The following is a 25528-nucleotide window of genomic DNA, read 5'->3' on the forward strand; positions in this document are numbered from 1 at the left end:
TCGTCCGGCCTGCCCTGGACGAGGGGACTTCCGGGAGCTCTCAGCGGAAGGCGGCGGCGTTGTCCGACGCCCACTGCCGGAACGGCCTGGCCGCGGACCCGGTGACCCCCCAGACGGTGTCGTGCACCGTCAGCAGGTCGTCATTGACGTCCCCGCCCATCAGGTCGAGGACCGCGTCCGCGGTCTCGTCTCCCATGAGGGAGGCCATCTGCCGGTGGGCTTCCTCCCGGCTGATCTCGACGAGGGACACCTCCCGCCCCGACGCCGCGGCGATGGCCGCGACCTGCTGACGGGCCGTGACGGGTGCCGGCCCGGTCAGTACGTACGTCCGCCCCTGGTGGCCCGGCCCGGTCAGCGCCGCGCGGGCCACCGCCGCGATGTCCGCGGGGTGGATGGCGGGGAGCCCGATGTCCGGGTACGGCGCCCGGACCACGCCCTGCTCGCGTATCGCCGGCGCCCACCACAAGGTGTTCGAGGCGAACTGCGTCGGCCGCAGGACGGTCCAGGCCATGCCGCTGTCCTTGAGCAGCCGCTCGACGGCCAGGTTCCGGCCGGCCGCGGGCAGATGCGGATGGGTCTGCACCGTGATCGACGACACCAGCACCACATGCTCCACGCCGGCCTGCCGGGCAGCCGCCAGGACCTCGGCCTCCGCGCCCATCCCCGACAGCAGGAACAGCGAGCGCGCCCCCTCCAACGCGGCCTTCAGGGAATCCGCCCGCGCGAGATCGCCCTCGACTGCTTCGACGCCCTCGGGAAACGGGGCCCGAGCCGCGTCACGGGTCAGGCCTCGCACGGGGGCCGCGCCGGCCAGGTGCAACTCCTCCAGCAGAGCACTGCCGATGTTTCCGGTCGCGCCGGTCACGAGGATCATCGTCGTCGTCTCGTCTCTGTGGTCAGCCGGTGATCACGTCCACCGCACGCTAGAACCCCAACTCCGCTTGAGGTCAAGGAGGTGAGGCGCGGCTCCGCACCCCTCGTCTCCCGTGGGCTGGACGGATGAAAGCGGCTTGCTCCATAAGTAGTACCGCGAGCGGCTGTTGGGTCCTGGGCGGATCCGCTCCTCGATCATCTTCGCGTCGGCGCTCGGCCGGCCTGAGGCGAGGAGCGGCGCGTGGCGGATCGGAATGCATCCCGGGGACGGTCGAACCGGCTGCGCGCCAGGTGGGCCGCGGTCTGCGCGGGGCTCGCCCTGTCGCTGACCGCGGTTCTTCCGGGCGTGGCGACGGCGTCCGGCACTCCCGCGCCGCCGCGGCCGCCGGGTCGGCTCCTCGACGTCCCCGCGGCATTCACCAAGGGGTTCCTCCACCCGGACGCGCCGCCGGCCGGAGCCGACGACTGGAGTTGCCGTCCCACGCGCGAACATCCGCGCCCGGTCGTACTGGTGCACGCGACCTGGACGAACGCCTATTCCGACTGGAGCATGCTGGCCCCGTGGCTGAAGGATCAGGGCTACTGCGTCTTCGCCCCCAACTACGGCGGCGCGCCGGGCAGTCCGTTCAAGGCCAGCGGCCCCGTCCCGGTCTCCGCCCGGCAGATCGCCGCTTACGTCGACCGCGTGCTCAAGGCCACCGGTGCCCGCCAGGTCGACCTCGTCGGGCACTCCCAGGGCGGCGGTGTGACACCCCGCTGGTATCTGCGGTTCGAGGGCGGCACCGATGCCGCGCATCCGAAGCGGAACAAGGTGCACAGCCTCATCGGCCTGGCGCCGTCCAACCACGGCACGACCGCCCTGGGCCTCGGCACACTGGTCACCAAGCTCGGTCTCAACCCTGCGGTGTCCGCCCTGGTCGGCCAGGCCTGGTCGGACCAGATGGTCGGCTCGGAAGTGAACAGGAAGCTGGACCGGGACGGAGACACCCAGCCCGGGGTCGACTACACGGTCATTGCCACCCGGCTCGACGAGGTCGTCACCCCCTACACGAACCAGTTCCTCACCGCAGGCCCGCGCGCGACCGTCCGCAACATCACGATCCAGGACATCTGCCCCGAGGACCTCTCCGAGCACCTGTCCCTCGCCTACGACACCAACGCCGCCCAGCTCGTGAGCAACGCCCTCGACCCCGCCCACGCCGAGCCCGTCCAGTGCGGTCTCTCCCTGCCCGTGCTCGGCGGCTGAGGCCAGGCGTACGGACCACTGTCCCGGGGAAGCGCCGCCTCCCCGCCATGTCACACCACGGGCGGGCCGTCTCGTCCTAGGTTTCACAGACGTATTCCGGACTCGGGACGGTGAGTGTCATGCGGGTGTTCGTCGCAGGCGGGACCGGGGTCATCGGACGGCGCCTGGTGCCGCGGCTGGTGGAGCGCGGGCACCAGGTGACGGCCACGACGACGGGCGCGGCCAAGCTCGACCTGGTGAAGCGGATGGGCGCGGAGGGCGTCGTGATGGACGGGCTCGACGGCCCGTCCGTCACCGCGGCGGTGGCGGCGGCCCGGCCGGACGTGATCGTGCACCAGATGACGGCGATCTCCGCACCGCACTCCGGCAAGCCTGACATCAGGCACTTCGACCGGTGGTTCGCCACCACCAACCGGCTGCGCACCGAGGGGACCGACCACCTGCTGGCCGCCGCGGCGGCGACCGGCGGCCCCCATGTCGTCGCGCAGAGCGCCGCCATCTGGAACGGAATCCGGGAGGGCGGCTGGGTGAAGACGGAGGAGGACCCGCTGCCCGTGGAGACGGGCAGGCTGCGCGCGCTGGGGGAGGCGGTCCGGCACATCCAGGACGTGGTCCTCAAGGCCGACGGGACGGTCCTGCGCTACGGCGGGTTCTACGGGCCGGGCGCCACCGACGACCAGGTCGAACTCGTCCGCAAACGGCAGTTCCCGCTGGTCGGGGGCGGTACCGGCTACTGCTCCTGGGTGCATCTCGACGACGCGGCGAGCGCCACCGTCCTGGCCGTGGAGCAGCGGGCGAGGGGGGTGTTCAACATCGTCGACGACGAACCGGCGCCGGCCAGTGAGTGGCTGCCGTATCTGGCCGAATGCGCCGGGGCGAAGCCTCCGCTGCGGGTCCCCAAGTGGCTGGCCCGGCTGCTCGCCGGGGACGTGGTGGTGACGATGATGACCGAGGGGCGGGGGTTCTCCAACGCCAAGGCCCGGCGCGAGCTCGGCTGGGAGCCGCGCTATCCGTCGTGGCGCCAGGGCTTCCGGGAGGAGCTGGCACGGTCGTAGCCGTACCCCCGATACCCACTTTTTTGTGCGTACTTGGCAGCGCGCGACCGTCGTCGGACCCTTGATGTGGGTGATCGACGAGGTGCCCGGACGGACGAGGGGCGGATGACGGACGGAGGGGAGATTCAGGGAAGGGAGACCGGCCGGCCGCCGGTCATGCGATCCAGGCGCCGGTGGCCCCAGTCCGACAGCGGGCCGAGCGCCTCGGCCAGGTCGCGGCCGAAACCGGTCAGCGAGTAGACCGTCTTCGGCGGCAGGACGTCGTACACCTCCCGATGCACCAGCCCGTCCGTCTCCATCTCGCGCAACGCCTGGGTCAGCACCTTCTCGCTGAGGCCCGGCAGCCTGCGGCGCAGTTCCGCCGGGCGGCGGGGGCCGTCCTCCAGCAGCCACAGCAGCGACGTCTTCCACTTGCCGTCGATCACGGAGATCGCGGCGGTCACCCCGCACACGTTCGGGTCGTGGCGCCGATGCGTCATGTCCCACCCCTCATACGACACCCCTTTTGTCATCAATTATCGCCACCCTACAGGGAGTTGAGTCATGTCCACCTACGTCGGCGAATCGGCCGTCACCGTCCTCGGTCTGGGCCCGATGGGCCGGGCCCTGGCGGGCGCGTTCCTGGACGCGGGGCTGCGGGTCACCGTCTGGAACCGCACCCCGGGCCGGGACCGGGAGCTCCTCGACCGCGGTGCCGCCTCCGCCGCGTCCCCGGCGGAGGCGGTCGCCGCCAGTCCCCTGACCGTCGTCTGCGTGGTGAATTACGACGCCGCCGACGCCGTACTGCGGCAGGACCCGGTCACCGACGCGCTCAAGGGCCGTACGGTCGTGAACCTGACCGCCGACACCCCGGCCCGGGCCCGGGACACGGGCGACTGGGCCACCGCGCACGGCATCCGCTACCTGGACGGCGCGATCATGACGCCGACCACGACGATCGGCACGTCCGACGCGGTGTTCATCCACAGCGGCCCGGAGGAGCTCTACCGCGAGCACCGGCCCGTCCTCGACGCGCTCGGCGGCACCCACACCCACCTCGGCGAGGACATCGGTCGGGCCGCCGCCTACGACATCGCCCTGCTCGACATCTTCTGGACGGCGATGGCCGGCTACGCACACGCCCTGGCCGTGGCCCGGGCCGAGGGCATCACCGCGCGCGAACTCGTCCCGTTCGCCCAGGGAATCGGTGCGATCCTGCCGCCGCTCTTCGAGGAGTTCGCGGGCGACGTCGACGACGGCACCTACTCCGGCGAGCTCAACCCGATCACCTCCGGCGTCTCCACCATGGCGCACATCGTCGAGGCCTCCGAGTCCCACGGCATCGAGGCGGGCGTGATCCGCGCCGCCGAAGGACTCGCCCGCCGGGTCATCGCCCTCGGCCACGGTACGGACGGCTTCATGCGGGTCACCGAACTCCTGGGCCGCCACCTGCGGTGATCCACTCCTCCAGGACCGCGAAGTCCCGGTCGGTGAGGCCGTAGCGGTGGTCGACCCGGTGGAGGAGGGCGGGCGCGGGGTGGTGGCCGGCCACCCAGGCCCGGTCGGCGTCGGTGATCTCGTCGTCGACCCAGAGGAAGGGGCGGCCGGCGGCCCAGGCCGCGAGGGGCCGTGTCTTCCAGTGCAGGCCGCGGGGCCCGAGCCGGGGTTCTGCGCCCTCCTCCGGCCAGTCCACCACTCGCAGCGGGGGCAGTCCGAGCCAGGGTGCGACGGCGGTGTTCGCGTCGTTCATCCAGGTCGTGGCCCACACCGGCTCGCAGCCGAGTTCGGCGAGCCGGGCCAGTCGGGTCCCGAGTGCGGGGTCGATGCGGGCGAGGAGGGGGTGGGTGACCGTCCCGGGCAGGGGGTGGGGCGGTTCGTGCAGTGCGTACGGTCGCTCCGCCCCGAAGGGGATGAGCGTTCCGTCGACATCCAGGAAGAGAAGGGCGAAAGGAGGCATCGGAAAAAGAATCTCCCCCGGCCGGGCCGCTGCGCTACCGTCAGCTCCATGACTGCCGGGTCGGCCGTGTGCCGTGAGCGAGTTGGGTGTTGCCCGGCCTCTGAGTGAGGTCGCGGCGGCGGGCCAGGAGCCCGCCTCTTTCTCTTCGCCTTCCCTCCGTACGGAAACCAGCGACAGAGTAAGAGACACAGAAAGCAGAGCATGCCCAACGACTTCAATCAGCAGGTCATCGAGGAGTTCCGCGCCAACAAGGGCCGCGTCGGCGGCTACTTCGAGGGCGCCCGGCTCCTGCTGCTCACCACCACCGGCGCCCGCACCGGCCGCCCCCACACCACCCCCGTCGGCTACCTCCCCGACGGCGGCGACCGCGTCCTGGTCATCGCCTCGGCGGCCGGCGCCCCCAGCCACCCGGCGTGGTTCCACAACCTCGTCGCCAACCCCCAAGTCACCGTCGAGAGCGGCGCGTTCACTTACGAGGCGCGGGCTGTCGTCCTCGACGGCGACGAGCGGGACCGGGCGTTCGCGCGGGCCGTGGAGGCGGACCCGGGCTGGGCGGCGTACCAGGAGAAGACACGGCGGGTGATCCCCGTCGTGGCCCTGCACGAGATCGCCCAGGGCGGCCCGCCGAACATCAACGCGTCCTCCATGGGCGAGGCCATCAGGGTCGTCCACGACGTCTTCCGCCGCGAACTCGCCCTGATCCGCGAGGAGATGGCCAAGGGCGGCGCCACCCTCGGCGCCCAGCTCCGCGTCAACTGCCTCACCTTCTGCGCCGGCCTCCACAACCACCACACCGGCGAGGACCTGGGCATGTTCCCGTTCCTCGCCGACAGCCGCCCCGAGCTCGCCCCCGCCCTGGCCCGCCTCCGGGAGGAGCACGAGCGCATCGCCGGCCTGGTCGAGGACCTGCGGCGCGTCGTGACCGCCGAGCACCCGGAGCCGGCCGCCGCCCGCGCCGAGGTGGAGCGCCTCACGGCGGAGCTGGAGGCGCATCTGACGTACGAGGAGGAGCAGTTGATACCGGTGCTCGACGCCGCGTAACGCCTGATGGGAGGCCGTTGTCCCCGTCGCCCCTCAGAACGGCAGCGGCCTCCCGTGCACCACCTCCAACCCCGCCACCGCCCGCGTCACCACCACATACAGCCGGTGCAACCCCCGCTCCTCCGCGTCCACGATCGCGGCCGGCTCCACGGCGACGACATGGTCGTACTCCAGCCCCTTCACCACACTCGCCGGCACGACCGCCACCCGCGCCCCCAGCTCGTCCGCACCCCCCACCGCGATCCCGGCCGCCCCCAGCGCCTCCCGCACCCGCCCCACGTCCCCGTCGGCGGCGACGACCCCCACGGACCCCTCCCGGCCCAGCGCGTCCCGTACGGCATCCACGACCGCGCCCACCAGATCGCCGTCGGCCGCCCGGAACCGCAGCTCGCCGTTCCCCCGCAGCGAACGGGCCGCCGGCACCTCCACGTCCAGCCGCTCCAGCAACCGGTTGGCCAGCGCCAGCACGGCCCCGGGCACCCGGAACCCCGCCGTGAGCGGCACGACCACCGCGTCCGGCTTGCCCAGATGCCGCAGCACCGTCTCCCAGGACCGCGCGGCCCAGGGCGTCGTCGCCTGCGCCAGATCCCCCAGGACGGTCACCGACCCGAAGACCGCCCGCCGCGCGATCGCCCGGCACTCCATCGGCGACAGGTCCTGCGCCTCGTCGACGACGACATGGCCGTACCCCTTCGGGTGCTCGATGAGCCCGGCCACCTCGTCGAGCAGCACCAGGTCGGCGGCCGACCAGCGCGCCGACTTCCACGACCGCGGCGGCTTCGCCCACAGCAGCGCCTTGCGCTCGTCGCCGTCCAGCAGCCCGTCGGCCGCGGCCTCCAGTACCTCCTGATCGGTGAACAGCTCGGCCACGACCTCCTCGGGCCGGACCCGCGGCCACACGGCGTCGACATACGCCCCGACCGCCCGCGCCCCCGAGATCCTCCGCACCCACGCGCCGTTCTGCGGCCCGGCCCGCCGCTCGGCCTGCTCCTGGATCCGCCGTACGACCCGCGTACGCACCCGCTCGCGCCCGACGGCATACGGCGGCTCCTCGGCCCGCACCCCCGCGACGATCCGCCCCAGCTCGTCCGCCGAAACCCGCCACCGATACGAACCGTCGGGAACGACAAGGGAGTCGAGGGCCCCGCCGGCGTCACCCACCCGGGCATACAGCGCCCGGCGCAGCACCTCCGCCATCCGGACGTCATGCTTGACGACACCCGCCCGCTCACCGTCCACCGCCCGCACCGGACTGCGGGCGATCTCCTCCCCGAGCGTCGACTGCCGCACGCCCGTCTCGCCGAGGGCCGGAAGAACCTGGGAGATGTACGTCAGGAAGGTCCGGTTGGGGCCGAGGATCAGCAGGCCGCCGCGGCGGATGCGCTGCGGGTGGGTGTAGAGCAGGTAGGCGGCGCGATGCAGGCCGACGGCGGTCTTGCCGGTACCGGGCGCGCCCTGCACACACACCGACAGGGCGAGATCCCCTCGTACGAGATCGTCCTGCTCGGGCTGGATGGTGGCCGCGATGTCCCGCATGGGCCCGACGCGGGGCCGCTCGATCTCCCGGGCGACGATCTCGCTGGCCCGCGACTCGCCCCGGTTCAGGTGCTCGTCCTCCAGCCCGGTGAGGTCCGCGGAGTCCCCACGGCTGCCGGGCGCCCAGCCGAACCGTCGCCGGACCGCGACGCCCTGCGGGTCACGGGCGGAGGCCTGGTAGAAGGCGCGGGAAACGGGAGCCCGCCAGTCGACGACCAGCGGCGGGTCGGCCGGGCGCTCGGTGATCCGCAGCCGTCCGATGTGCAGGCTCTGCCGATCGGTCTCCAGCCGCCCGAAGAACAGGGGCCCCTCGGGCAGCTCGCGCATCTCCTTCGCGCGGCTGCGCAGCTGATACCCCAGCACTTCGGCGTCGGCACCGGAGGCGGAGACGTCCTCGCCGGTGACGACGTGTTCCTGGGCCCCGTCGACCATGGCGGCGAGGGCGGCGCGGCAGCGGTCGTGGTGGGCGCGTTCGTCGCGGAGGGCGTGGCGCAGGGCAGGGTCGGTCGACGTCATTCCACCGAGCGTACCGAAAAAACGTAACCGAGTTAAATATTTTACCGAGCCTCAACCGCGTCGGCCCTCACCGGACGGTCAGCCGCGGCAACCCCGTCTCCAACAGTCCGAACGCCCGCTCGGCCGCCGCCACCGCGTCCCCGCGCACCTCGGCCGCCCGCTCCCCCGCCGCGATCCGCCGCCAGTTCTCCAGCGCGAGCACCCGCTGCACGGCGACGATCTGCCCGGCCGCCAGCCGCGCGTCCAGCCCTCCGCCGAGCGCCTCGGCGAGCGCGGCCTCGGAGCGTTCGAGGTAGCCGTACAGACGGGCGGCCAGCGCGGGAGTCCCGTACAGCATCGACTGGTAGGCGAGCACGTGCGGATCGTCATTGAGCCCGGTGATCGGATCGAACCGCTCCAGCCCGTCCAGAAAATGCCGCCGCAGCGCCTCCACCGGCGAGGGCCCCTCCCGCACGACCCGCGCGGCCTCGCCCTCGTGGTCGGCGAACCGGTACAGGACGAGATCCTCCTTCGTCGGGAAGTACCGGAAGAGCGTCGGCTTGGAGATCTCGGCAGCGGCCGCCACCTCGGCGACGGAGACGGCGTCGAAGCCCTTCTCCAGGAAGAGGCTGACGGCGGTGTCGGACAGGGTTTGGTACATCCGCTGCTTCTTGCGCTGGCGCAGGCCGGTGTCGCTCATGCTCCGAGCGTACGGGCCACCTTTGGCCGGCCAGGTCCTGCTGCTCGAGCGCGGAGCGCTGCGGTGCGGCTCAGGCCGCCGCACCCCGGTGCCAGGGCGGCCGCTCGGCCAGACCCCACAGGTCGTCGAAGTGCTTGTTCCAGGTCGCGACGGCCGCCTTCGCGTCGTCGCTGTCCTCGCGGGACCAGACGTTGAGGTCCGTGCGGTAGCCCTTGGGGTCGTAGTACTCGGGCTCCGGGCCGAAGCCCATGGTGCGGGCGGCCATGTCGTAGAGACCGTGCAGCACCAGCTCCCGGTTGAAGATGCACACCTTGTCCCGCGGTATGCCGGGGTAGAAGCGGTACTCGCACTCGACCGTCACCCGCCCCACCATGGTCAGCCGCTGTGCGATCGCCGACAACGACCGGTCGTAGTCCTGGCACTTCAGCTCCAGGCGCTTGCGGAACTCCTCGTCGTCGACGGGTGCGCCGTCCGCACCCACCCGAGACGGAACGATCATGGGCTGCCGGAAGTCCGGGATCAGGAACCTGACCGAGACGCGCCTCGTGGGCCCCGGATCGTCGAGGAAGCCCTCCAGACGGTGGTAGAGCGCGTTGTAGAGCGTCTCGCCCGTGTAGCCGAGGAAGCTGATCTCCACGTTTCGCGCCTCGAAGGCCTCGGTCACGAACGTGCCGAGGTCCCGTGACTTCACCTGTGCGCGCGTCGGCGTCCGGAGGGAGGCGGCCAGGTCCTTCACGGTGTCGTACAGCACATAGCCCACCAGGCTGAGCAGCGCGCCGCCGAGGAAAGCCTTGCCCTCCAGGGCGTCACCGACGGGCTTCACGAACTGGGCGGTCAGTCCCGTGACGAAGATGCCGAGCAGCAGCAGACGTGTGGCGATGGGCTCGTAGCGCGCCTGGAATCTCTTCAGCCGTTCGCCCACACCCTCGTCAGGCCGCCTGCTCCCCCCACCGGACATGCGCAGCCCCTCCCCCGTGCGACGTGCCTGCCCCGCGTCACATGCCGTCGGGATACCCGTCCGCCGACCAGCTTCCATGCTCTCCGTGCGGCAGCGCGCGGGCAAGATAGGGGTTGGCGGTGGACTTGACCTGGAGGCCCATGTTGGCGGTGGCCTCGGACAGGGTCATGGCGTACCTCTGCACCGCCCGGTGGACGTTCGGGGCATCGAGACTGTCGCCGGTCACGAGGCGGTCGAGGTCCACATAGGCCGAGCGGACGGTCTCGATCCAGCGGTACACCCGCCAGTCCTGCCGCCAGCCCTTCGTGCAGTCCTCCGGCAGCAGACGGGACCAGCGGGCGAACAGACGCCCGCGGATGTCCGGCAGGGTCGGCGTCAGGTGCATGTGGCGGACGAGGTCGTAGAGCGGGTCGCCCACCATCGCCATCTCCCAGTCGATGAGGGTCAGACCGCTGCCGTCCTCACGGCGCACGAGGTTCCACGGGTTGAGGTCGCCGTGCAGCAGCACCGGCCGACGCGGCGTCACCATGTGCCGGCCGAGGATCAACCCGAGTCTGAAGCTGCTGGGCAGACCGAGCTCACGTGCGAGATCGGTGGTCTGCTTGGGGAGATCCGAGACCATGCGGATCAGTTCGTCACTGAGGTACGCGTAGAAGTCCGAGTACCCGAAGGGCGAGTCGAGCTTCCTGAGTTCGACATCGGTCAACGCACACAGCTGGTCGACGAGATCGTCGGCCTCGTACGGCAGCAGACCGTCCGCCGGATGATCCGGATGCCTGATCTCGCCCTTGGGACCCTCGTAGGAGTGAATGGTGAACTGATCCCCGAGTTCACTGGTGCCCAGCGCCAGCACCCTCGGCGCGCGCACCACCACCCCCGATGTCTCGATCGCCCTCAGGACCGCGTGCTCGTTGAGGAACCGTCTCTCCCGGGGACTGGCCGTACCCACCTTCCGCCGCACCATCACCGGGTCCGGGTATCCGCTCACCCGCACGGCCGTGCTGAGGTGTGCCGTCCCTTTGAACACCCGGTCCGCCGAAGCCGCACCCTCCTCGAACAGCGCCTCCTGCACCGCCGACGGGGGGAACATCGGGTGCTGCGGCACCCTCAGGTCGGGATCCCAGGAGATCGACGACACCGCACGGTCGCGGCTGTGCCGCTTGCCGTGGGAAACGTTCCAGCGGAAGAGGATGCGTTCGATCGCCGTCTCGTCCGGCACGCTCTTGAGCCTCAGGGGCTCCTCCGCAGCCACCAGAGCCCGGCGCACCGTGCGGGTCGCCGCCTCCAGGTCCCGCTGGTCGTAGGAGTCACCGAGGGAGTTCGCGGCGCGCATCACGTCCGGGTAGACGGACTGGGCGCGTTCGAAAGCGAGGTAGTGCTTCAGGTCCCGCTCAAGCCCGTTGACGGCTTTGGGGCGCCGCTTCGCCATGTTCTCGCGCCACGCCTGTGTCACCTCCCACCACTGATCCTCGGGGTACTGCATCCGCACCAGGTGGGTGGCGAGGTCGTGCAGCGGGTCGCCGTAACTCGCGAGTTCCCAGTCGACGCAGATCAGCGGTGGATCGCCGTGGTACGACACGATCACGTTGTCGCGGTGCAGGTCGGTGTGGAGCAGGCTGAAGGGGCGGCTGATCATCGCCGGCACCCGCTCGGCGAACCGCACCATCGCGTCCTCGGGGATGCCCAGCGTGGCGAACAGTCCACCGAACCTGGCCCAGTTCGGCTGCCTGATCTGCTCCTCGGCCGCATGGGCCAGGGCCCGCAGAAAGGCCCGGCTGTCGCGGCTGGAACGGGGCCAGGACTGCGGCAGTGGGGGCAGATCCTTTCTGCCCACCTGCGTCATGTCGGCGAGCAGACCGGCCAGGGCGGCGATCAGGCCGGAGTCCACCGGCTTGCCGTTGGGACAGATGCTGGACAGCGGCACACCCTGCACATAGCTCAGGACGGTCACACGGCGGTTCTGGACCAGACAGCGCGGCACATGCGGCAGAGACCCGCGGATGGCGCCGAGGATCTCCGCCTCGTCCTGCCAGGTCCTGATGACCACGGGCAGCGCGGAGCGGATCCGCTCCCGAACCGTGACCGGCTCCCCGTCCTCACAGCCGATGAGCGATCGCTGCGCCTCCGTCAGCGGCCGCACCATGTAGTTGAGATTGTGATGCCCCCGGCCGAACTCCCCCAAGGCTCGGGCATAGCGCACGAGATCGTCGTACGCCGACCGTCGAACGAAGGGGTTTGGTGGACCACCCAAGGGGCACTCCTGTTGAATGACTATGCTATGCTGCTGATTTTCATGCAGCATCCGGAATGGCCATACTCTAGTGCCCGGCGCGCGCTCGGGAGGCCAACGCCGCCAAAGAGCGGCACACTTGACCGCGTTGTGACCGGACTCGAGTCTCGCGCCACCCGAATTTCGGCCCGTGTCGAGCGAGTTTCAGGACGTCGGTGCCATTTCAGGACGTCGGAGCCAGGAGGTTCCACCAGGAGTCGAAGGCGTCCTGCCAGCTCTCGATGAATACCGATCCGGTGGAGTTGGGGTCGCCCTCGTCGTTGACATGCCGGGTCAGCGTCGAACCCAGGCCCAGCACATCCACAGCGTCGATGTCTGTGTCATCGTCCAGCAGGATCGAGCGCTCCACCACCTTGTAGGGGCCGAACAGGGCCTCGGTGTCGCGCAGCAGATAGAGCTTGAAGGGCGGGACCAGCGGTATCTTCCGGACCTCCACGGTCACGGACGGCACCAGCCCCTCCGTCTCCAGGTCCTTCAGCGCGGCGCGCAGCGAAGACGTGTGCCGTCGGGTGATGCCGTGCAGCCGTTCCTGGAGCCGCCGGTCGACGTCCGTCGTGTCGCCTCCGCCCTCGACCGGCCGCTTCGCCCGGGGATACGGCGACTCGGCCGACTCCGCGGGCAGGAGCATCCGCAGCTCGATGCGCTCGGGGCTGCTGATCTCCTTCGTGCGGATCCGCTCGGCCTGCAGCCGGATGTGCGCGTCCAGACTCTCGGAGGTGAGAGTGAAGACATCCAACCGCACGGTCCGCTGAGCAAAAGCCCGGGCGATGAAGGTCCCCAGCGCCGCCCGCAGTCGCGGCGCCGCCTGCGGCCGCGTCGTCGAGTGGATCGGCGGCTCGATGACCCGGGTCCCGCTGCCCTGGCGGGAATCGACCCATCCTTCGCTCTTCAACTCGCGCAGGACACGTTGCACCGTGTCGCGCGACACATCGAACTCCTCGGCGAGCACGCGCTGCGCAGGCAGGGACGAACCCACCGGGTACACGCCGTTGGCGATGCGGGCACGCAGCGTCTCCAGGAGAAAGGATCCCCTGCCGATGCCGTCTCCACGTTCCGCGCTCACATCGCGACCGTACCTCTCCTACGACCCGAGCAAACCACTTTCAGTCACATTGGATGCCGGTTTGAACGGTTCCACATCAGGAAGTTGAAGGGCCGTTAGGGGATCAAGCAGCCAGGGCACAACCAATTCAGTGCAGCAGTCCAATTGGACCGGTAGTTGATCGGTCTCCACAAGTTGATCGGAAATGGATTGGGGTGGGGTCGCGTGGTGGTACTCCAAGTGTTCATCGGCACCGTGTTGGCGCCCGGTCTGCAGCGGGTGCTCCTGACCCGCTGCGGGACTCTCGGGGTTCTGGGGCTCTGCTTCACCACCGTCGGCATCAAGGCCCGCAATGCGACATGTGCATCCATCGGCGCCGCGATGCTGGCACTCGCGATGACTCAGGCCTGATCCCGCAAAACCCGTAGCACCGGCAGCAGCGACCCGACAACGACCCGGGCGCCCGCCTCCCTCAGTTGCCTCGCCTTGTCCTCGTTACGCGCGTAGCCCAGGAACGGCACGCCGGCCTCCTCGGCCGCGTACAGGTCCGTGGGTGCGTCGCCGATCATCAGGGCGGCGGAGGGGGCGGCGCCCATGGCGTTCAGGGCACGGTTGAGGCAGTGGGGGTTGGGCTTCAGGAGGTCGAGTCTGCTGGTGCGGCCGTACACGTGCGGGGCGAAGCAGTCGGCGAGGCCGCGCAGGGAGAGGTAGTCGGACGCCGTGCGGGGGGAGTTGTTGGTGGCCACGGCCAGACGGCTGCCGACCGCCTTCCAGGTGCGTATCAGCGGATCCGCGTACGCCGTCGGCATGGCGGAGACAACCGCCTTGCGCTCGTGCTGGGTGAGCCTCTCCTCCAGCTCGGTCACCAGATCGCTCTGCGGATGCCGCCTGTTGACGGCGTACAGCACCACCATTGGATCCGGGTGGACCCGTTCCTCCTCGGTCAGCAGCCCCTGCAGGCCCTGCTGCTCCAGCCAGGCGACCAGCTCCTTCGCCACCTGTTCCGCTGTGTGCCCTGCGAACAGGCGACAGACGGGGCCGTCGAAGTCGAACAGGACGAAGCGGGCGTTGGTGATCAGTTCTCGCAGGTTCCCTGTCTCTACTGTCACCGGATCAGTCTGCGTCGTATCACGGGTCACTAGGAGAGTGTCAGGTTGGTCGTGATGGTTTCCCAGAGGGCGTCGAACCACTTCTCGGACTCCTCCACGAACGCGGCGTCACGCGCCCTGGCCTGCTTCACGAAGGAGAAGAGGACGGACTTCGAGCCCAGGGCGTCGTACATTTCCAGCATTTCGCTCTCGTACTCCTCCTGCCGCTCGGTGAGCACGTAGTAGCCGATCAGCGCTTCCACCCCGTTGAGCAGGTACAGCTTCACCGGCGGAGTGAAGGGCAGCGCGCGGAAGGTGACGTGCACGTCGATGCCGTGGGTGGACCGTACGGCCTGCAGGTTGTGCCGCAGCACCTGCGCCTGGGCGTTGCGCATCTCCAGCCAGCGCTGGTGGACCAGGTCGCTCTCGCGGCTCTCGACCGGGACCGGGAAGGCGAGGGTGATGTCCCGGGAGGGCAGCAGGATGCGAACGTCGATCGACTCGGGGTGCAGGGTGCCCTCATGGATCAGCCGGATGGGCTCGCCCAGCGCGAGCATCAGGCTCTCGGCCGTGAGACAGACGGCGTCGATGCGCACGCGCGGTGCCGCGAAGGCCTCTACCAGGCGTGGCGCCAACCCGACCACCGTCGGCTGCGGCCCCTCCCGCGCCGGCGTCGACTCGGCGATCCGCGGCGGGCTCCCCCTGCTCACATTGGTGAGCAGCCCGTCCTCCTGGAGCGCGCGCAGGGCCTGGCGTACGGTGCCTCGCTCCACGCCGAACTCCTCGGCCAGCTCGGCCTGGGTGGGCAGGCGGTCGCCCGCCTTGAGCTCACCGACGCGGATGCGTTCCCGCAGGATGTCCGCGATCTCCTGGGGAGAGAGTCTCCTGCTGCCGTTCACTGCCACGTTCTCCTGAGTCACGACCAAACGCTACAACTCATACCCATCTAGCGGGAGTTGTTTGTAGCTTGTTTCAAAGTAGGGGCCAAGTGGGGACAACTTAGTCAGAGTTGGCGTCAAGTTGGTTGAGTTGGCGGAAGTAATCCTTCCATCCCCAGGAGCCCGAAGGGGGAAACACCGATGCCCGTCCTCGCACTCCTCTCCGCCGTCTTCGTCGTAGGTGTCGAGCAGACCCTCCAGTGGAAGTACGGCGCCACCGGCATCATCGGCCTGCTGCTGCTCACCATAGGCATCAAGGCCAAGAGCCCGATCATCAGTTCGATCGGGGCCGTCGTCCTCGCCGTCCTGGTCTCGGGGCCCGCTCTATGAGCCCTGCGCCCGACCGGAGCGACGAGAACGACGAACACACAGGTCAAACGCTGTGGGGGACGATCAGCTCGTGAGCACCAGCTCCGAACTGATCGTCTCCCACAGCGCGTTGAACCACACATGCGACTGCTCCACGAACGTCGTGTCCCGCAGTCCCGCCCCCTGCTCGAAGGCGAACAGCGTCGACTGGATGCCCGGGGCGTCGTACATCTCCAGCTGCTGGTGGTCGATCTCCACCTCGCTGCGTGCCAGCGTGTAGTAGGCGAAGAGCGCCTCCGTGCCGTTGAGCAGGTACAGCTTGACCGGCGGGGTGAACGGCAGCGCGCGGAAGCTGATCCGCACATCGATGCCGTGCGTGGACCGCAGCGCCTGCAGATTGTGCCGGAGCACCTGGCCCTGGGCGTTGCGCTGGGCCAGCCAGCGCAGCCGCAGCTGCTCGTCGGCGGCGTCGGCCGTGGCGTCCACCGGCGTCGGGAACGCGAGCGAGATGTCCCGGCTCGGCAGCAGGACACGGACGTCGACCTTGGCCGGTTTCAGCTGTCCGGCGTGGATCTGGCGGAGCGGTTCGCCGATGGCGAGCGTGAGGGAGACCGCGGTCAGGCACAGGGCGTCGATCTCGACGTGCGGGGCCGCGAAGGCGGCGGCGATACGCGGGGCGAGGGCCACCATGGTGGGCTGCGGCGCGGCTCCGGGGCCGGTCAGCGCCCTGCCGAGGTCGGGGGCGACGGTCGCCGGCGCCCCTTTGGACACGTTGGTCAGCAGATGCTCGGACTGCAGGATGCGCAGCGCCTGCCGTACGGCTCCGCGCTCGACGCCGAACTCGTCGGCCAGCCTGGCCTGGGTGGGCATGCGCTGGCCGGGCCGCAACTCGCCCGAGGTGATCCGGGCGCGCAGCTCGTCGGCCACCTCCCGATGTGACTTCTGTGGCCGCTGTGACCTCTTCCGCCCATTGACGGAGGCGTGTTTCGGCTCCACGACCAAACACTACAACTTCCCGCCATCTTTAGGCAGTTCCAGGGATGGTGGTTATGAGACGTTCCAAGCGGTCATAAGTACAGTGAAGTTGGCGACCAACTTCAACAACATGGTCAAACTTCAAATGGGTTGGCCTGGAAGGGGGGTCGGCATGCCGCTCGTCTACCTCGCTGTCGCCGCACTCGCCATCGGATTCGAGCAACTCGTCCAGTGGAAGTACGGGCCGATGGGCATCGTCGCCTTTCTGGCGCTGTCCATCGGCATCAAGGCAAAGAACACCATGATCGGCGGCATCGGCGCGGTGATCCTCGTCATGCTGCTCGCCCACTAGGCCCTGTTGCTACGGCAGGACCCAGGTACCAGGTTCGGCCGACCGGGCTCCCTTCCGGAGGGGAGCCGGGAGCCCGGTCGGTCAGCACAGTCACAACTCCACATCGACAACCGAACAGCGAACGCACAGCCACAACTGAACAACAACCGCATCCACAACCGCACAGCTCGCTACGGATGAGCAGACCTGTCGTCGGCAGAGAGGAGACCTCAGAAGATGTCCGGGCACCAAGGTCGCCCGGACGTACGCAGCAGGGCGTCGGCCACCCGGGCGGCGCCCGCTCGTTCTTCCCGCACCAGCCCCAGCGCGGCAAGCCGTACGGCGGACTCGTCACCGAGCCACAGCCGCGCCAAGTCGGCGACGTCCAGGACGAGTTCGGCGGCGTCGGTGGTGGGCGTGCAGGACGCGCCGTCCGCGGACGCCTCCAGCCGGTACCGCCCCCCGGCCGGTCCGCCCCCGTCCACGACCTCCAGCACCAGCGAGCCCTCCCCGTCGTACGTACGCGCCTCCAGCGCCCGTACGACATCCAGGATCCGCACCCACAGCCAGTCCGCCAGCGTCGTGAGCCGGGCGGCGCGCGGATCGGGCAGGTAGAAGGGCAGCAGGTCGTCGGGGCCTCGCCAGCCGCTCTTGACCGTCGTGATCCAGTCGATCGAGCACAGGTAGCGCCACAGGTTGCGCTCGGCGGCCGGGGTCGCCGCGATCAGCCAGTTCACGGTCGCCGTGTTCAACGGCTGCTTGGCGTCGCCCCAGTGGTCGTCCGCCTTGTACGACACCAGGCCGTCGACCTCGCCGCTCGCCGAGCGGTACACGGCGAAGAACGGCTCGGCCCACGGGGAGCTGCCGTGGTGCAGCAGGCCGGTGTTGGTCTGCCACCAGCGCTCGTCGCGGTCGACGGCGCCCGGCTGGGCGCGGCGCAGCCGCTCGTGCAGTTCCGGGCCGATCTTGCGTACGTCCGCCGGGTCCACGATGTCGATACGGCCGCCGTCCTCGGGGCCGGGCCACCTCGGGTCGAGGCCGGTCCGGGGGACGTCCACCGTCCACTGGGCCGTCCAGGTCGCCGGGCCGAAGCCGTAGCGGCCGTAGATCGGGTACTCGGCGGAGATCAGGGTCGCGACGACGTCACCGCGGTCCTTCGCGGCCGCCAGGTCGTGGGCCATCATCCGGGTGAGCAGGCCGCGGCGGCGGTGGGTGGGGCTGACGGTCACGTTCGAGATGGCGTCGGCGGGGACGGGGGTGCCGCCGACGGTGGTGAGTTCCTGTGCGAAGGAACGGAAGGTGGCCACGCAGCGGCCGGCGTCGAAGGCGCCGAGGGTGCGGGTGGGGTCGATGTACGACGCGCGGTCCGCGATCTCCGCCTCGGTGGCGGCGGGGGTGCGCAGGAAGCCGGTGTTCAGGGCCCTGCTCCAGTCGGGGATGTCGGCCTCGGTGATCGGGCGGACCTCGATGTGGGGTTCGGGACGGCTCATGGGGTCACGGTAGGTGGGCGTGCGCGGGGGTGTCGCCGGGTTTTCCTCGCCCCCGCCGCCCCTACCCGTCCCATCCTCCAGGGGCTCCGCCCCTTCGACCCCGGGGCCCTTCTGGGGGCTGCGCCCCCAGACCCCCGCTTCGGCCCTGAACGGGCCTCGTCCTCAAACGCCGGACGGGCTGAGATGCCCGGGCCCGGCGTTGTGAGTCGCCCTCGTCTATGGCGCCCCGGCGGGACCGCGTCCCCAACTCCGCGCGGGCTGAAATGCCCGGGCCGACGTCGAGAAGCAGCCCCCCCGGCGGCCTGCGCAGCCCCCTGGCCCGTCGGCTACGTCAGCAGGTCGTCCACCTGGGCCTCGCCCTCCCGGTAGCGGCGGGTGATCTCGGCGCTGCAGTCGTCCGCCGTTCGCTGTAGGTGCTGGCGGCGGCGGGAGACCTGTTGTTCGTAGCGTACGAGGCGGCCCATCGCGGTGTTGAGTTCGGTGTCGGTGCGGGCCTCCAGGTCCGAGAGTTCCACCTCGGCGAGCATCTCCGCCGCCAGCAGCCGGTACTCCTCGCTCTGCGGGGTGCCCAGCGTCACGTGGCGGGCGGAGGAGCGGTGGCGGGCGGGGGCGTCGGTGAGGATCTCCGGGAGGCGGTCCACGACGGAGGCCGCGCCTGCCGGGGAGCGCCGGGCCAGCTCCGCCCGCAGGATGTCGATGCGGCCCTGCAGCAGCCGCCGTACATAGCTCAGGTCCGCCTCGTCGCTCTGCGCGTCCCGGCGCAGGGTGCGCAGTTCGGGCAGGCTCAGCACGGTCAGGTCCTGCTCGGGCGGCTCCGTGGGCAGCGGTGCGTGCGGGCCGGGGCCCGGATCGTCGGCGGTGCGTTGTGTGGGCGGCCGGATTGCGGCCGGCTGGCCCGCGTGGGTCAACACGACAGCCCCAGGGGGCTGCCCGGTACTCGGTGTGCTCATGTGCCTCTACCGTCCCCTCGACCGGCGTGTGGAAGCATGGTGCCATCCCAACTGGCCGCTATGTGACCGAGTGCCCACGAACAGCCCCAGATGGGGGGTTAAGGATCCAAAAAGAGGCCCCCAATGGGGTCTCCATCCGGGCCCTCACCAGGCCACTCCCCGCACACGGCATGATGGGCGGCATGCGAGCTGTGGTGCAGAGAGTGGACGGCGCGAGCGTCGTCGTGGACGGCGAGACGGTCGGGGAGATCACCGGCGAGGGGCTGTGCGTGCTCGTCGGCGTCACCCACGAGGACACCAAGGAGAAGGCGGCCCAACTCGCCCGCAAACTCTGGTCGATCCGCATGCTGGACGACGAGAAGTCCTGCAGCGACATCGACGCCCCGCTCCTCGTCATCAGCCAGTTCACCCTCTACGGCGATGCGCGCAAGGGCCGTCGGCCCACCTGGAACGCCGCCGCCCCCGGCGACGTCGCCGAGCCGCTGGTCGACGAGGTCGTCGCCCAACTGCGCGCGCTGGGCGCGACGGTGGCCACGGGCCGGTTCGGCGCGAAGATGCGGGTGGCGCTGACCAACGACGGTCCGTTCACGGTGTTGATCGAGATCTGAACACCATCCGAAAACGCGATCTGCACACCAACTGATCACCGCCGGTCGAGAGCCGATCGGCGGTGCCATCGTCCTGGGGGGACCATGAAGAGATCCGCGTACGTCACCGGAGTCGCTCTGCTCGCACTGGTGGCCTGCTCGACCGAGGGGAAGACCGAGGTCGGCGCCGAGGGGGGCACCAAGGGAGACACCAAGGGGGACACCGGGAAGCAGGCCCCTACTGATCCTCTCCCCTCGCCCTACACGGCGAAGGAACTGAAGGCCGCGCTGCTCACCACGGCACAGACGCCGAGCGGCTTCGAGGTCTACCGCACCGCCGCCACCGAACCGAGCAGCCCTCCGGCCGATGTCTCCGAGAAGGTCCGGCCGGAGGAATGCGCGGTGCTGCGCAACCCCGACACCAAGGCGAGGGCGGAGACGGTTGTCGCCACGGCGCAGCTCTACCGGCCCAGCGACGAGCTGGACCAGCACAGCATGGCGCTCGTCAGCTGGGCAGAGAGCGATGCGAAGGTGCGGATGGCGGCGTTGCGAAGCGCGCTCGGGAAGTGTCGGGCGATCCAGTTCGAGAACATCAACAGCAACGGCACCAGGGAGGCCGTTTTCCAGGCCGAGAAGGGCCCGGAACTGGGCGACGAGACACTGCGGTACTCGCTGAACTCGCCCTCGTTCTACCAGGGCTTCACCGTCGTACGCGTCCAGGGCGTGATCACGTACGTGAAGTCCGAGACGGTCTTCGGCATGGGCCTGACCGACCAGCAGCGTGAAGAGCTCACCCCCGAACCCCAGGAGCAGCTCATCCGTGCCCAGGTCGCCGAGGTCGAACGAACCCTGCGCTAGAGGCGCCGGTCGTCAGGGCTCGACCACGACCTCCTGCGCCGCCGCCGTCGTGTCCGCCATCAGCCGCGCGTCCACCGGCACGTTCCGCTTCACCAGCGCGAGCGCGACCGGACCGAGCTCGTGGTGGCGTACGGACGTCGTGACGAAGCCGATCTTCCGGCCGTCGGCGCCGTCGTCCGCGAGATGGATCTCGGTGCCGTGGGGCGGGAGGTGGACCTCGCTGCCGTCCAGGTGGAGGAAGACCAGGCGGCGCGGGGGCTTGCCCAGGTTCTGGACGCGGGCGACCGTCTCCTGGCCCCGGTAGCAGCCCTTCTGCAGGTGCACCGCGGAGCCGATCCAGCCCAGCTCGTGCGGGATGGTGCGGTGGTCGGTCTCGAAGCCGACGCGCGGGCGGTGGTGCTCGACGCGCAGGGCCTCGTACGCCAGGATCCCGGCCGCGGGGCCGGCCTTGTCCGCGTACGACTCCAGGTCCGCCCGCGGGACGAACAGATCGCGGCCGTACGCCGTCTCGCGTACGACGGCACCCTCGGGCACCTCGGCGATGGACCCGGCGGGCAGGTGCACGACCGCGAACTCGTCGGTGCGGTCGGCGACTTCGACCTGGTAGAAGAACTTCATCGACTCCAGGTACGCGATCAGCGCGCCCTGGGAGCCGGGCTCGACATGGGCCCAGACCGTCGCCCCGTCGTCCACGAGGTACAGCGCGTGCTCGATGTGGCCGTGCGCGGAGAGGATCAGCGCCTCGGTGGCCTCGCCGGTCGGCAGGTCGCTGACGTGCTGGGTGAGCAGCAGATGCAGCCAGCTCAGCCGGTCGTCGCCGGAGACGGAGACGACTCCGCGGTGCGAGAGGTCGACGAATCCGATGCCGTCGGCGAGGGCGCGCTGCTCACGGAACAGATCGCCGTAGTGGGCGGCGACGCCTTCGTCCACGCCCTCGGCGGGCACGGCGCCGGGCAGGGTCAGCAGGGGGCTCTTCATGGGCACAAGCCTACGACTCGGTAGTTGAAGTCTTGGCGTTCGATGCCTTCGCCGAACGGTCCGCACAGTCCCTGCACCGACCGAAGATCGCGAAGTGCTTCATGTCCGTGTCGAACCCGAAGGTCTGGCGCAGTTTGGCCGTGAACTCCGCGGCCACCGACAGATCGGCCTCGATCACGTTCGTGCAGTCGCGGCACACCAGGTGGATGTGGTGGTGCCGGTCGGCGAGGTGGTACGTCGGCGCGCCGTGCCCCAGGTGGGCGTGGCTGACCAGCCCGAGCTCCTCCAGGAGCTCCAGGGTCCGGTAGACGGTGGAAATGTTGACCCCCGACGCCGTCTTCCTCACTTCCACGAGGATGTCGTCGGGGGTCGCGTGCTCAAGGGTGTCCACGGCTTCGAGCACGAGTTGCCGCTGCGGCGTCAGCCGGTAGCCGCGCTGCCTGAGGTCGCTCTTCCAGTCGGTGCTCACCACACCGACGAGTCTAGGCCCACTCGCACGAAGGCCTACTTGAAGAAGGCGATCCCGTCGTCCGGCATATCGTCCGGCAGGGCCTTGGCCCAGCGCTCGACGTCCTCCGGGGTGACGACCTTCTTCAGATGCGCCGACATGTAGGGGCGCAGCTCGACCTCGGGGGTCTGCTTCTCGCCGACCCACATCAGGTCGCTCTTGACGTAGCCGTACAGCCGCTTGCCGCCGCTGTACGGGCCGGAGGCGGCCGTGCGCGCCACCGCGTCCGTGACCAGGTCGATCTGCGGCTTCTTGGCGGCCAGCTCGCCGTACCAGATCTCGACGACGCCGTCGTCGCGGACCATCGTGACCTCGACCTTGCGGTCGGCGTCGATGCGCCAGAAGCCGTGCTCGGACTCCAGCGGCCGGACCTTGTTGCCGTCGTTGTCCAGCACCCAGGTGTGGGACTCGTACGCCAGGAAGTCCCGGCCGTCGTGGCTGAAGGTGACCTCCTGCCCGAAGTTGCACTTCTCGGCACCGGGGAAGTCGTGCACGCCCGCGCCAGCCCAGTTGCCGAGCAGGAAGACGAGGGGGACGAGGTCCTTGTGCAGGTCGGACGGGATCTCGATCATGAGAGGCAGTTCCTAGATGTGGGTCAGCGCTGGCCCTGGTACAGCTTCTTCACGGTCAGTCCGGCGAAGGCGAGGACGCCGACGCAGACCAGGACCAGCAGGGCTTCGAAGAAGATCTCCACGGGGTGCTCCTCGATTGAGCGGAGGTTGTGCGGTACGTACAGGGCCGGGTCCCAAGCTTACGCGGCCGGAACCCGGCCCTTCCTGTGAGGTACGCCCTCGCCGGGTCAGCCGAGCAGCTGGCTCTGGAGGATCACCGTCTGCTGGAAGGGGACGGCCTCGGCACCGCCCTTGCGGGACTGCACGACCAGCCCCAGCACGTCTCCCGAGACCAGGTAGGCCTGCCGGACCTGCTCGGCGCCGTACGGCTTCGCCTCGGCGTAGGCGTAGTGCCGTACGTCCACGACCTCGGCGTCGGTGGGGAAGTCCTCGTCGAGGTGCACCTGGGCGGCGCCGCGCAGGGCGTAGGTGGGCGAGTCGTAGTTGGTGAGGTGGTCCTGCTGGAGCACGTCCGCCACCTGGCCGGACCCGAACCGCAGCAGGTAGATCCGGGTCCGCGTGCCGTCCGGCATGGTCCAGCCGCGGGCCGCGATGTGCCGCAGGGCGTGGTCCGTGAGCAGCTGGGCGAGGGTGTCCCGGTCTTCCCCGGACTCGTACGCCGCCAGGAAGTCCTTCGTCGCCAGCCAGCCGTTGCGGCCGCTCAGGGCCTTGTCGGCGGTGGCACCCTCGGGCGCCGGCAGGAGCAGTTCGCGCAGGTCCGCGTGGTGGAGGGAGGCCGCGTTCTCCTCGGCGAACGGCGCGGGACTGCCCGAGGGCAGCGGCGGCCTGGTGACCTCCGGGTACGCCCAGCGCCCGTCCGTCTCGGTCGCGAGACCGGGTACGTCCGTGCGCTCCATCCGTGTGATGCCGTACGCGGTGGAGGCGGCGACGGCGGCGAAGACGGTGACGGCCGCGGTCCACCGCAGGACGGCGCGCAGGACGCCGCGGCCCTTCTTCACCGGGGGAACGGCGGGATCGGCCTCCGGCGGCGGAGGTATGTCGGCCACGGGCGCCGTCATGGTGTGCTGCTGCTCGGTCATACGGCCATCCCCGGGTCGTCGATGCGGTCGAGCTGTCGGGTGACGAACACCCCGATGCCGTTCATGTCGACCGGCCGACTGCCCGACGCGGTGAAGCTGATCAGCACGTCTCCCGAATAGGCCGCGCAGAACACGCGGTCGAGCCCCTCGTCCTCGCTCTTGGGCGTCAGGAAGCACTTGGCGTTCTTGTGGCCCTCGATCTTCGGGCCCGCGCGGAAGACGCCCAGGGCGGAGAAGAACTTGTTCTGGGACGTCGCGATGTCCCGTGCGGCGGCGCGGCTCTCCATCCGTACCAGGCCGACGCTGACGGAGAACGCCTCGTTGAGGTTGATCGCGTGGCGGGTCGCATAGACGTAGCTGCGCATCGCCATGCCCTCGACGCTCTGCTTGTCGATCTCCTTCTCCAGCGACCGGCGCTCGCTGCGGGGCAGGTCCTTGAGCGACTCCTTGCGCAGGGCCGTGGCCTGACGGCCGCCGAGTTCGGCGTCGGAGCCGAACTCCGCGAGGTCCGGGCCGCGGGTGTAGCCGTGCTCGTCGTACGGCAGCAGCAGCCCGCGCAGCCCCGGGACCGCCCCCTTCGCCTTGTCACCGGCCGCGGAGGGCTTGGGGAACTTCCAGGTCGGCGCGCCCGGATCACGGTCGGCGTGCTGGACGGTCACGACGGTGTAGCCGGCACCGCCGAGGACGGCACCGAGCAGCAGGACGGCGCCGGCGAGGGCGGCGAGGCGCGAGGCGCGCGGGCGCTTGCGCTCGGGGCCCACGGGGCCGTCGGAAGGGCTGACGGAACTCTCCGGGCTCTCGGGGCTCTCGGGGCTCTCGGGGCTCTCGAAGCCCTCCCGGCTCTCGGAACTCTGCGGGCTCTCCGAACTCTGGGGGCTCTCAGGTGTCTCGCTCACAGCCGTCCCATCTGCCGCTCGGCCAGGTCCATGATCTTCTTCTTGGGGATCGGCTTGGTGTCGTAGACCCAGATGTTCATCGCGATGTCGCCGCGCCAGGCGTGCGCCTCGGCCGAGTACAGCGGGAGGTAGCCGGCCTCCCGCTCCGGGGTGTCGTGCACATAGGCCATGCCGTCGCCCGTGCCGGGGATGGGCCAGCTGCGGGTGTCCGACTCCTCGGCCCAGTAGTGCGCGCCCTCGGAGTTGGCGGAGGCCGCCAGGGTCTGTTCCTGGCGGTACTGCGTCAGGTGGATCGCGACGCTGTGCGTGCTGCCCACCCGCCAGCTCGCGACGGCGGCACGGCGGAACTCGTCACCGATGAGGTTGCCGATGACCTCGCCCGGCTCCTCGTAGGTCCGCGCGTAGTCGGCCAGGTTGAGCCAGCCGTCCGTGCCCAGCTCGAACTCTGCGTCCCGGGCGCCCTGGGGCCGCTTGAGCAGCAGCTTGCGCAGATCGCCGTCGGTCCTCAGCCGACGGTCCTCGGCGGCGGACAACGGCTCGACCTCGCCCTCAGCCTGATCGACCACCGGCTGGGAGAGGGGCGGCAGTCTCGTGGGCTCGCGGTCGGCCTGCACGAGGTAGCCGGTGCAGGTCCCGGCGACCAGCCCGAGCACGACGGCGGCGGCGATCAGCAGCGCCGTACGCCCGCGACGCCGGGGCCGGGGCGCGACGGCCGGCTCTGGCGGCGCGGGCACCTCCGTGGGCACGGGCGCGGCCCCTGCTGCTTCTTCAGGTACTTCCAAGACATCCCCCACGGA

Annotated in this window: 28 protein-coding genes; 9 read left to right on the top strand and 19 right to left on the bottom strand. The window is 70.1% G+C overall.

Features of this window, described 5'->3' with window-relative positions:
* Nucleotides 1-40: 40 nt before the first annotated feature.
* Nucleotides 41-874 (bottom strand): NAD(P)H-binding protein, encoded by an 834-nt coding sequence (locus EJ357_RS21110; RefSeq protein ID WP_126393160.1) that lies wholly within the window; start codon nucleotides 872-874, stop codon nucleotides 41-43.
* Nucleotides 875-1114: 240 nt separating this feature from the next.
* On the opposite strand from EJ357_RS21110, the gene EJ357_RS21115 reads away from it, so the two are divergent.
* Together EJ357_RS21115 and EJ357_RS21120 are read left to right on the top strand one after the other, a co-directional pair.
* Nucleotides 1115-2119, top strand: a complete 1005-nt coding sequence (locus EJ357_RS21115; protein WP_126393161.1) for an esterase/lipase family protein — start codon at nucleotides 1115-1117, stop codon at nucleotides 2117-2119.
* 119 nt (nucleotides 2120-2238) lie between these two features.
* The gene (locus EJ357_RS21120; RefSeq protein WP_126393162.1) at nucleotides 2239-3174 is read left to right on the top strand and encodes an NAD-dependent epimerase/dehydratase family protein; all 936 of its coding nucleotides are present in this window, start codon (nucleotides 2239-2241) and stop codon (nucleotides 3172-3174) included.
* Between the two features lie 125 nt (nucleotides 3175-3299).
* On the opposite strand, the gene EJ357_RS21125 is transcribed toward EJ357_RS21120, so the two are convergent.
* Nucleotides 3300-3653, bottom strand: a complete 354-nt coding sequence (locus EJ357_RS21125) for a winged helix-turn-helix transcriptional regulator (protein ID WP_126393163.1) — start codon at nucleotides 3651-3653, stop codon at nucleotides 3300-3302.
* Between the two features lie 64 nt (nucleotides 3654-3717).
* Here EJ357_RS21125 and EJ357_RS21130 point away from each other — a divergent pair, with 64 nt between their 5' ends.
* Nucleotides 3718-4611: an NAD(P)-dependent oxidoreductase gene (locus EJ357_RS21130; protein WP_126393164.1), complete on the top strand. Its 894-nt coding sequence runs from the start codon at nucleotides 3718-3720 to the stop codon at nucleotides 4609-4611.
* Here the strand turns inward: EJ357_RS21130 and EJ357_RS21135 are convergent.
* A complete protein-coding gene (locus tag EJ357_RS21135) occupies nucleotides 4580-5110 on the bottom strand; it encodes an HAD domain-containing protein (protein ID WP_126393165.1) in 531 nt (176 codons plus the stop codon). The two genes, EJ357_RS21130 and EJ357_RS21135, sit on opposite strands and share 32 nt — an antisense overlap.
* Before the next feature lie 201 nt (nucleotides 5111-5311).
* Here EJ357_RS21135 and EJ357_RS21140 point away from each other — a divergent pair, with 201 nt between their 5' ends.
* Entirely contained in the window at nucleotides 5312-6151 is an 840-nt protein-coding gene (locus EJ357_RS21140; protein ID WP_126393166.1) for a nitroreductase/quinone reductase family protein, read from the top strand.
* A 33-nt stretch (nucleotides 6152-6184) separates the two neighbouring features.
* Here EJ357_RS21140 and EJ357_RS21145 read toward each other — a convergent pair whose 3' ends face one another.
* The 5 genes from EJ357_RS21145 to EJ357_RS21165 all read right to left on the bottom strand — a co-directional run bounded on the left by EJ357_RS21145 (nucleotide 6185) and on the right by EJ357_RS21165 (nucleotide 13193).
* Nucleotides 6185-8203, bottom strand: a complete 2019-nt coding sequence (locus EJ357_RS21145; RefSeq protein ID WP_126393167.1) for a HelD family protein — start codon at nucleotides 8201-8203, stop codon at nucleotides 6185-6187.
* A 67-nt stretch (nucleotides 8204-8270) separates the two neighbouring features.
* Nucleotides 8271-8882: a TetR/AcrR family transcriptional regulator gene (locus EJ357_RS21150; RefSeq protein WP_126393168.1), complete on the bottom strand. Its 612-nt coding sequence runs from the start codon at nucleotides 8880-8882 to the stop codon at nucleotides 8271-8273.
* 70 nt (nucleotides 8883-8952) lie between these two features.
* Nucleotides 8953-9840, bottom strand: coding sequence for a hypothetical protein (locus EJ357_RS21155; RefSeq protein WP_126393169.1), 888 nt, complete (start codon nucleotides 9838-9840; stop codon nucleotides 8953-8955).
* A gap of 37 nt (nucleotides 9841-9877) precedes the next feature.
* Entirely contained in the window at nucleotides 9878-11983 is a 2106-nt protein-coding gene (locus EJ357_RS21160) for an aminoglycoside phosphotransferase family protein (RefSeq protein WP_126399760.1), read from the bottom strand.
* A gap of 310 nt (nucleotides 11984-12293) precedes the next feature.
* Nucleotides 12294-13193 (bottom strand): GntR family transcriptional regulator, encoded by a 900-nt coding sequence (locus EJ357_RS21165; RefSeq protein WP_126393170.1) that lies wholly within the window; start codon nucleotides 13191-13193, stop codon nucleotides 12294-12296.
* 219 nt (nucleotides 13194-13412) lie between these two features.
* On the opposite strand from EJ357_RS21165, the gene EJ357_RS21170 reads away from it, so the two are divergent.
* A complete protein-coding gene (locus EJ357_RS21170; RefSeq protein WP_228473116.1) occupies nucleotides 13413-13583 on the top strand; it encodes a hypothetical protein in 171 nt (56 codons plus the stop codon).
* Here EJ357_RS21170 and EJ357_RS21175 read toward each other — a convergent pair.
* Entirely contained in the window at nucleotides 13574-14311 is a 738-nt protein-coding gene (locus EJ357_RS21175; protein ID WP_228473117.1) for an HAD family hydrolase, read from the bottom strand. The genes EJ357_RS21170 and EJ357_RS21175 overlap by 10 nt on opposite strands.
* Nucleotides 14311-15186, bottom strand: a complete 876-nt coding sequence (locus EJ357_RS21180) for a GntR family transcriptional regulator (protein ID WP_126393173.1) — start codon at nucleotides 15184-15186, stop codon at nucleotides 14311-14313. The genes EJ357_RS21175 and EJ357_RS21180 overlap by 1 nt, the downstream gene beginning before the upstream one ends.
* Before the next feature lie 153 nt (nucleotides 15187-15339).
* Between EJ357_RS21180 and EJ357_RS21185 the strand changes: the two genes are divergently transcribed.
* Nucleotides 15340-15528, top strand: coding sequence for a hypothetical protein (locus tag EJ357_RS21185; protein ID WP_126393174.1), 189 nt, complete (start codon nucleotides 15340-15342; stop codon nucleotides 15526-15528).
* 63 nt (nucleotides 15529-15591) lie between these two features.
* Here the strand turns inward: EJ357_RS21185 and EJ357_RS21190 are convergent, their stop codons facing one another.
* Nucleotides 15592-16509, bottom strand: coding sequence for a winged helix-turn-helix domain-containing protein (locus tag EJ357_RS21190; RefSeq protein WP_126393175.1), 918 nt, complete (start codon nucleotides 16507-16509; stop codon nucleotides 15592-15594).
* 145 nt (nucleotides 16510-16654) lie between these two features.
* Between EJ357_RS21190 and EJ357_RS21195 the strand changes: the two genes are divergently transcribed.
* Entirely contained in the window at nucleotides 16655-16834 is a 180-nt protein-coding gene (locus EJ357_RS21195; protein WP_126393176.1) for a hypothetical protein, read from the top strand.
* A gap of 209 nt (nucleotides 16835-17043) precedes the next feature.
* On the opposite strand, the gene EJ357_RS21200 is transcribed toward EJ357_RS21195, so the two are convergent.
* Both EJ357_RS21200 and EJ357_RS21210 read right to left on the bottom strand, forming a co-directional pair.
* Nucleotides 17044-18303 (bottom strand): GNAT family N-acetyltransferase, encoded by a 1260-nt coding sequence (locus EJ357_RS21200; RefSeq protein WP_126393177.1) that lies wholly within the window; start codon nucleotides 18301-18303, stop codon nucleotides 17044-17046.
* Nucleotides 18304-18629: 326 nt separating this feature from the next.
* Nucleotides 18630-19253 carry an RsiG family protein gene (locus EJ357_RS21210; protein ID WP_126393179.1) on the bottom strand — a complete coding sequence of 208 codons (624 nt, stop codon included), beginning with the start codon at nucleotides 19251-19253 and terminating at the stop codon, nucleotides 18630-18632.
* Nucleotides 19254-19435: 182 nt separating this feature from the next.
* On the opposite strand from EJ357_RS21210, the gene dtd reads away from it, so the two are divergent.
* Entirely contained in the window at nucleotides 19436-19861 is a 426-nt protein-coding gene (gene dtd, locus EJ357_RS21215; protein WP_126393180.1) for a D-aminoacyl-tRNA deacylase, read from the top strand.
* An 84-nt stretch (nucleotides 19862-19945) separates the two neighbouring features.
* Nucleotides 19946-20698 (top strand): hypothetical protein, encoded by a 753-nt coding sequence (locus tag EJ357_RS21220; protein WP_126393181.1) that lies wholly within the window; start codon nucleotides 19946-19948, stop codon nucleotides 20696-20698.
* A 12-nt stretch (nucleotides 20699-20710) separates the two neighbouring features.
* Here EJ357_RS21220 and ygfZ read toward each other — a convergent pair whose 3' ends face one another.
* The 6 genes from ygfZ to EJ357_RS21255 all read right to left on the bottom strand — a co-directional run bounded on the left by ygfZ (nucleotide 20711) and on the right by EJ357_RS21255 (nucleotide 25477).
* A complete protein-coding gene (gene ygfZ / locus EJ357_RS21225) occupies nucleotides 20711-21676 on the bottom strand; it encodes a CAF17-like 4Fe-4S cluster assembly/insertion protein YgfZ (RefSeq protein ID WP_126393182.1) in 966 nt (321 codons plus the stop codon).
* 10 nt (nucleotides 21677-21686) lie between these two features.
* Nucleotides 21687-22148, bottom strand: a complete 462-nt coding sequence (locus tag EJ357_RS21230) for a Fur family transcriptional regulator (protein WP_126393183.1) — start codon at nucleotides 22146-22148, stop codon at nucleotides 21687-21689.
* Nucleotides 22149-22180: 32 nt separating this feature from the next.
* Nucleotides 22181-22756 (bottom strand): FABP family protein, encoded by a 576-nt coding sequence (locus EJ357_RS21235; protein WP_126393184.1) that lies wholly within the window; start codon nucleotides 22754-22756, stop codon nucleotides 22181-22183.
* Nucleotides 22757-22983: 227 nt separating this feature from the next.
* Nucleotides 22984-23835 carry a hypothetical protein gene (locus EJ357_RS21245; protein ID WP_126393185.1) on the bottom strand — a complete coding sequence of 284 codons (852 nt, stop codon included), beginning with the start codon at nucleotides 23833-23835 and terminating at the stop codon, nucleotides 22984-22986.
* Nucleotides 23832-24731 (bottom strand): hypothetical protein, encoded by a 900-nt coding sequence (locus EJ357_RS21250; RefSeq protein WP_228473118.1) that lies wholly within the window; start codon nucleotides 24729-24731, stop codon nucleotides 23832-23834. The genes EJ357_RS21245 and EJ357_RS21250 overlap by 4 nt, the downstream gene beginning before the upstream one ends.
* On the bottom strand, nucleotides 24728-25477 hold the full coding sequence (locus EJ357_RS21255; protein WP_126393186.1) for a hypothetical protein: 750 nt from the start codon (nucleotides 25475-25477) through the stop codon (nucleotides 24728-24730). The genes EJ357_RS21250 and EJ357_RS21255 overlap by 4 nt, the downstream gene beginning before the upstream one ends.
* Nucleotides 25478-25528 lie beyond the last annotated feature (51 nt).

Origin of the sequence: Streptomyces cyaneochromogenes (assembly GCF_003963535.1) — a bacterium.
Classification (GTDB): Bacteria; Actinomycetota; Actinomycetes; order Streptomycetales; family Streptomycetaceae; genus Streptomyces; species Streptomyces shaanxiensis.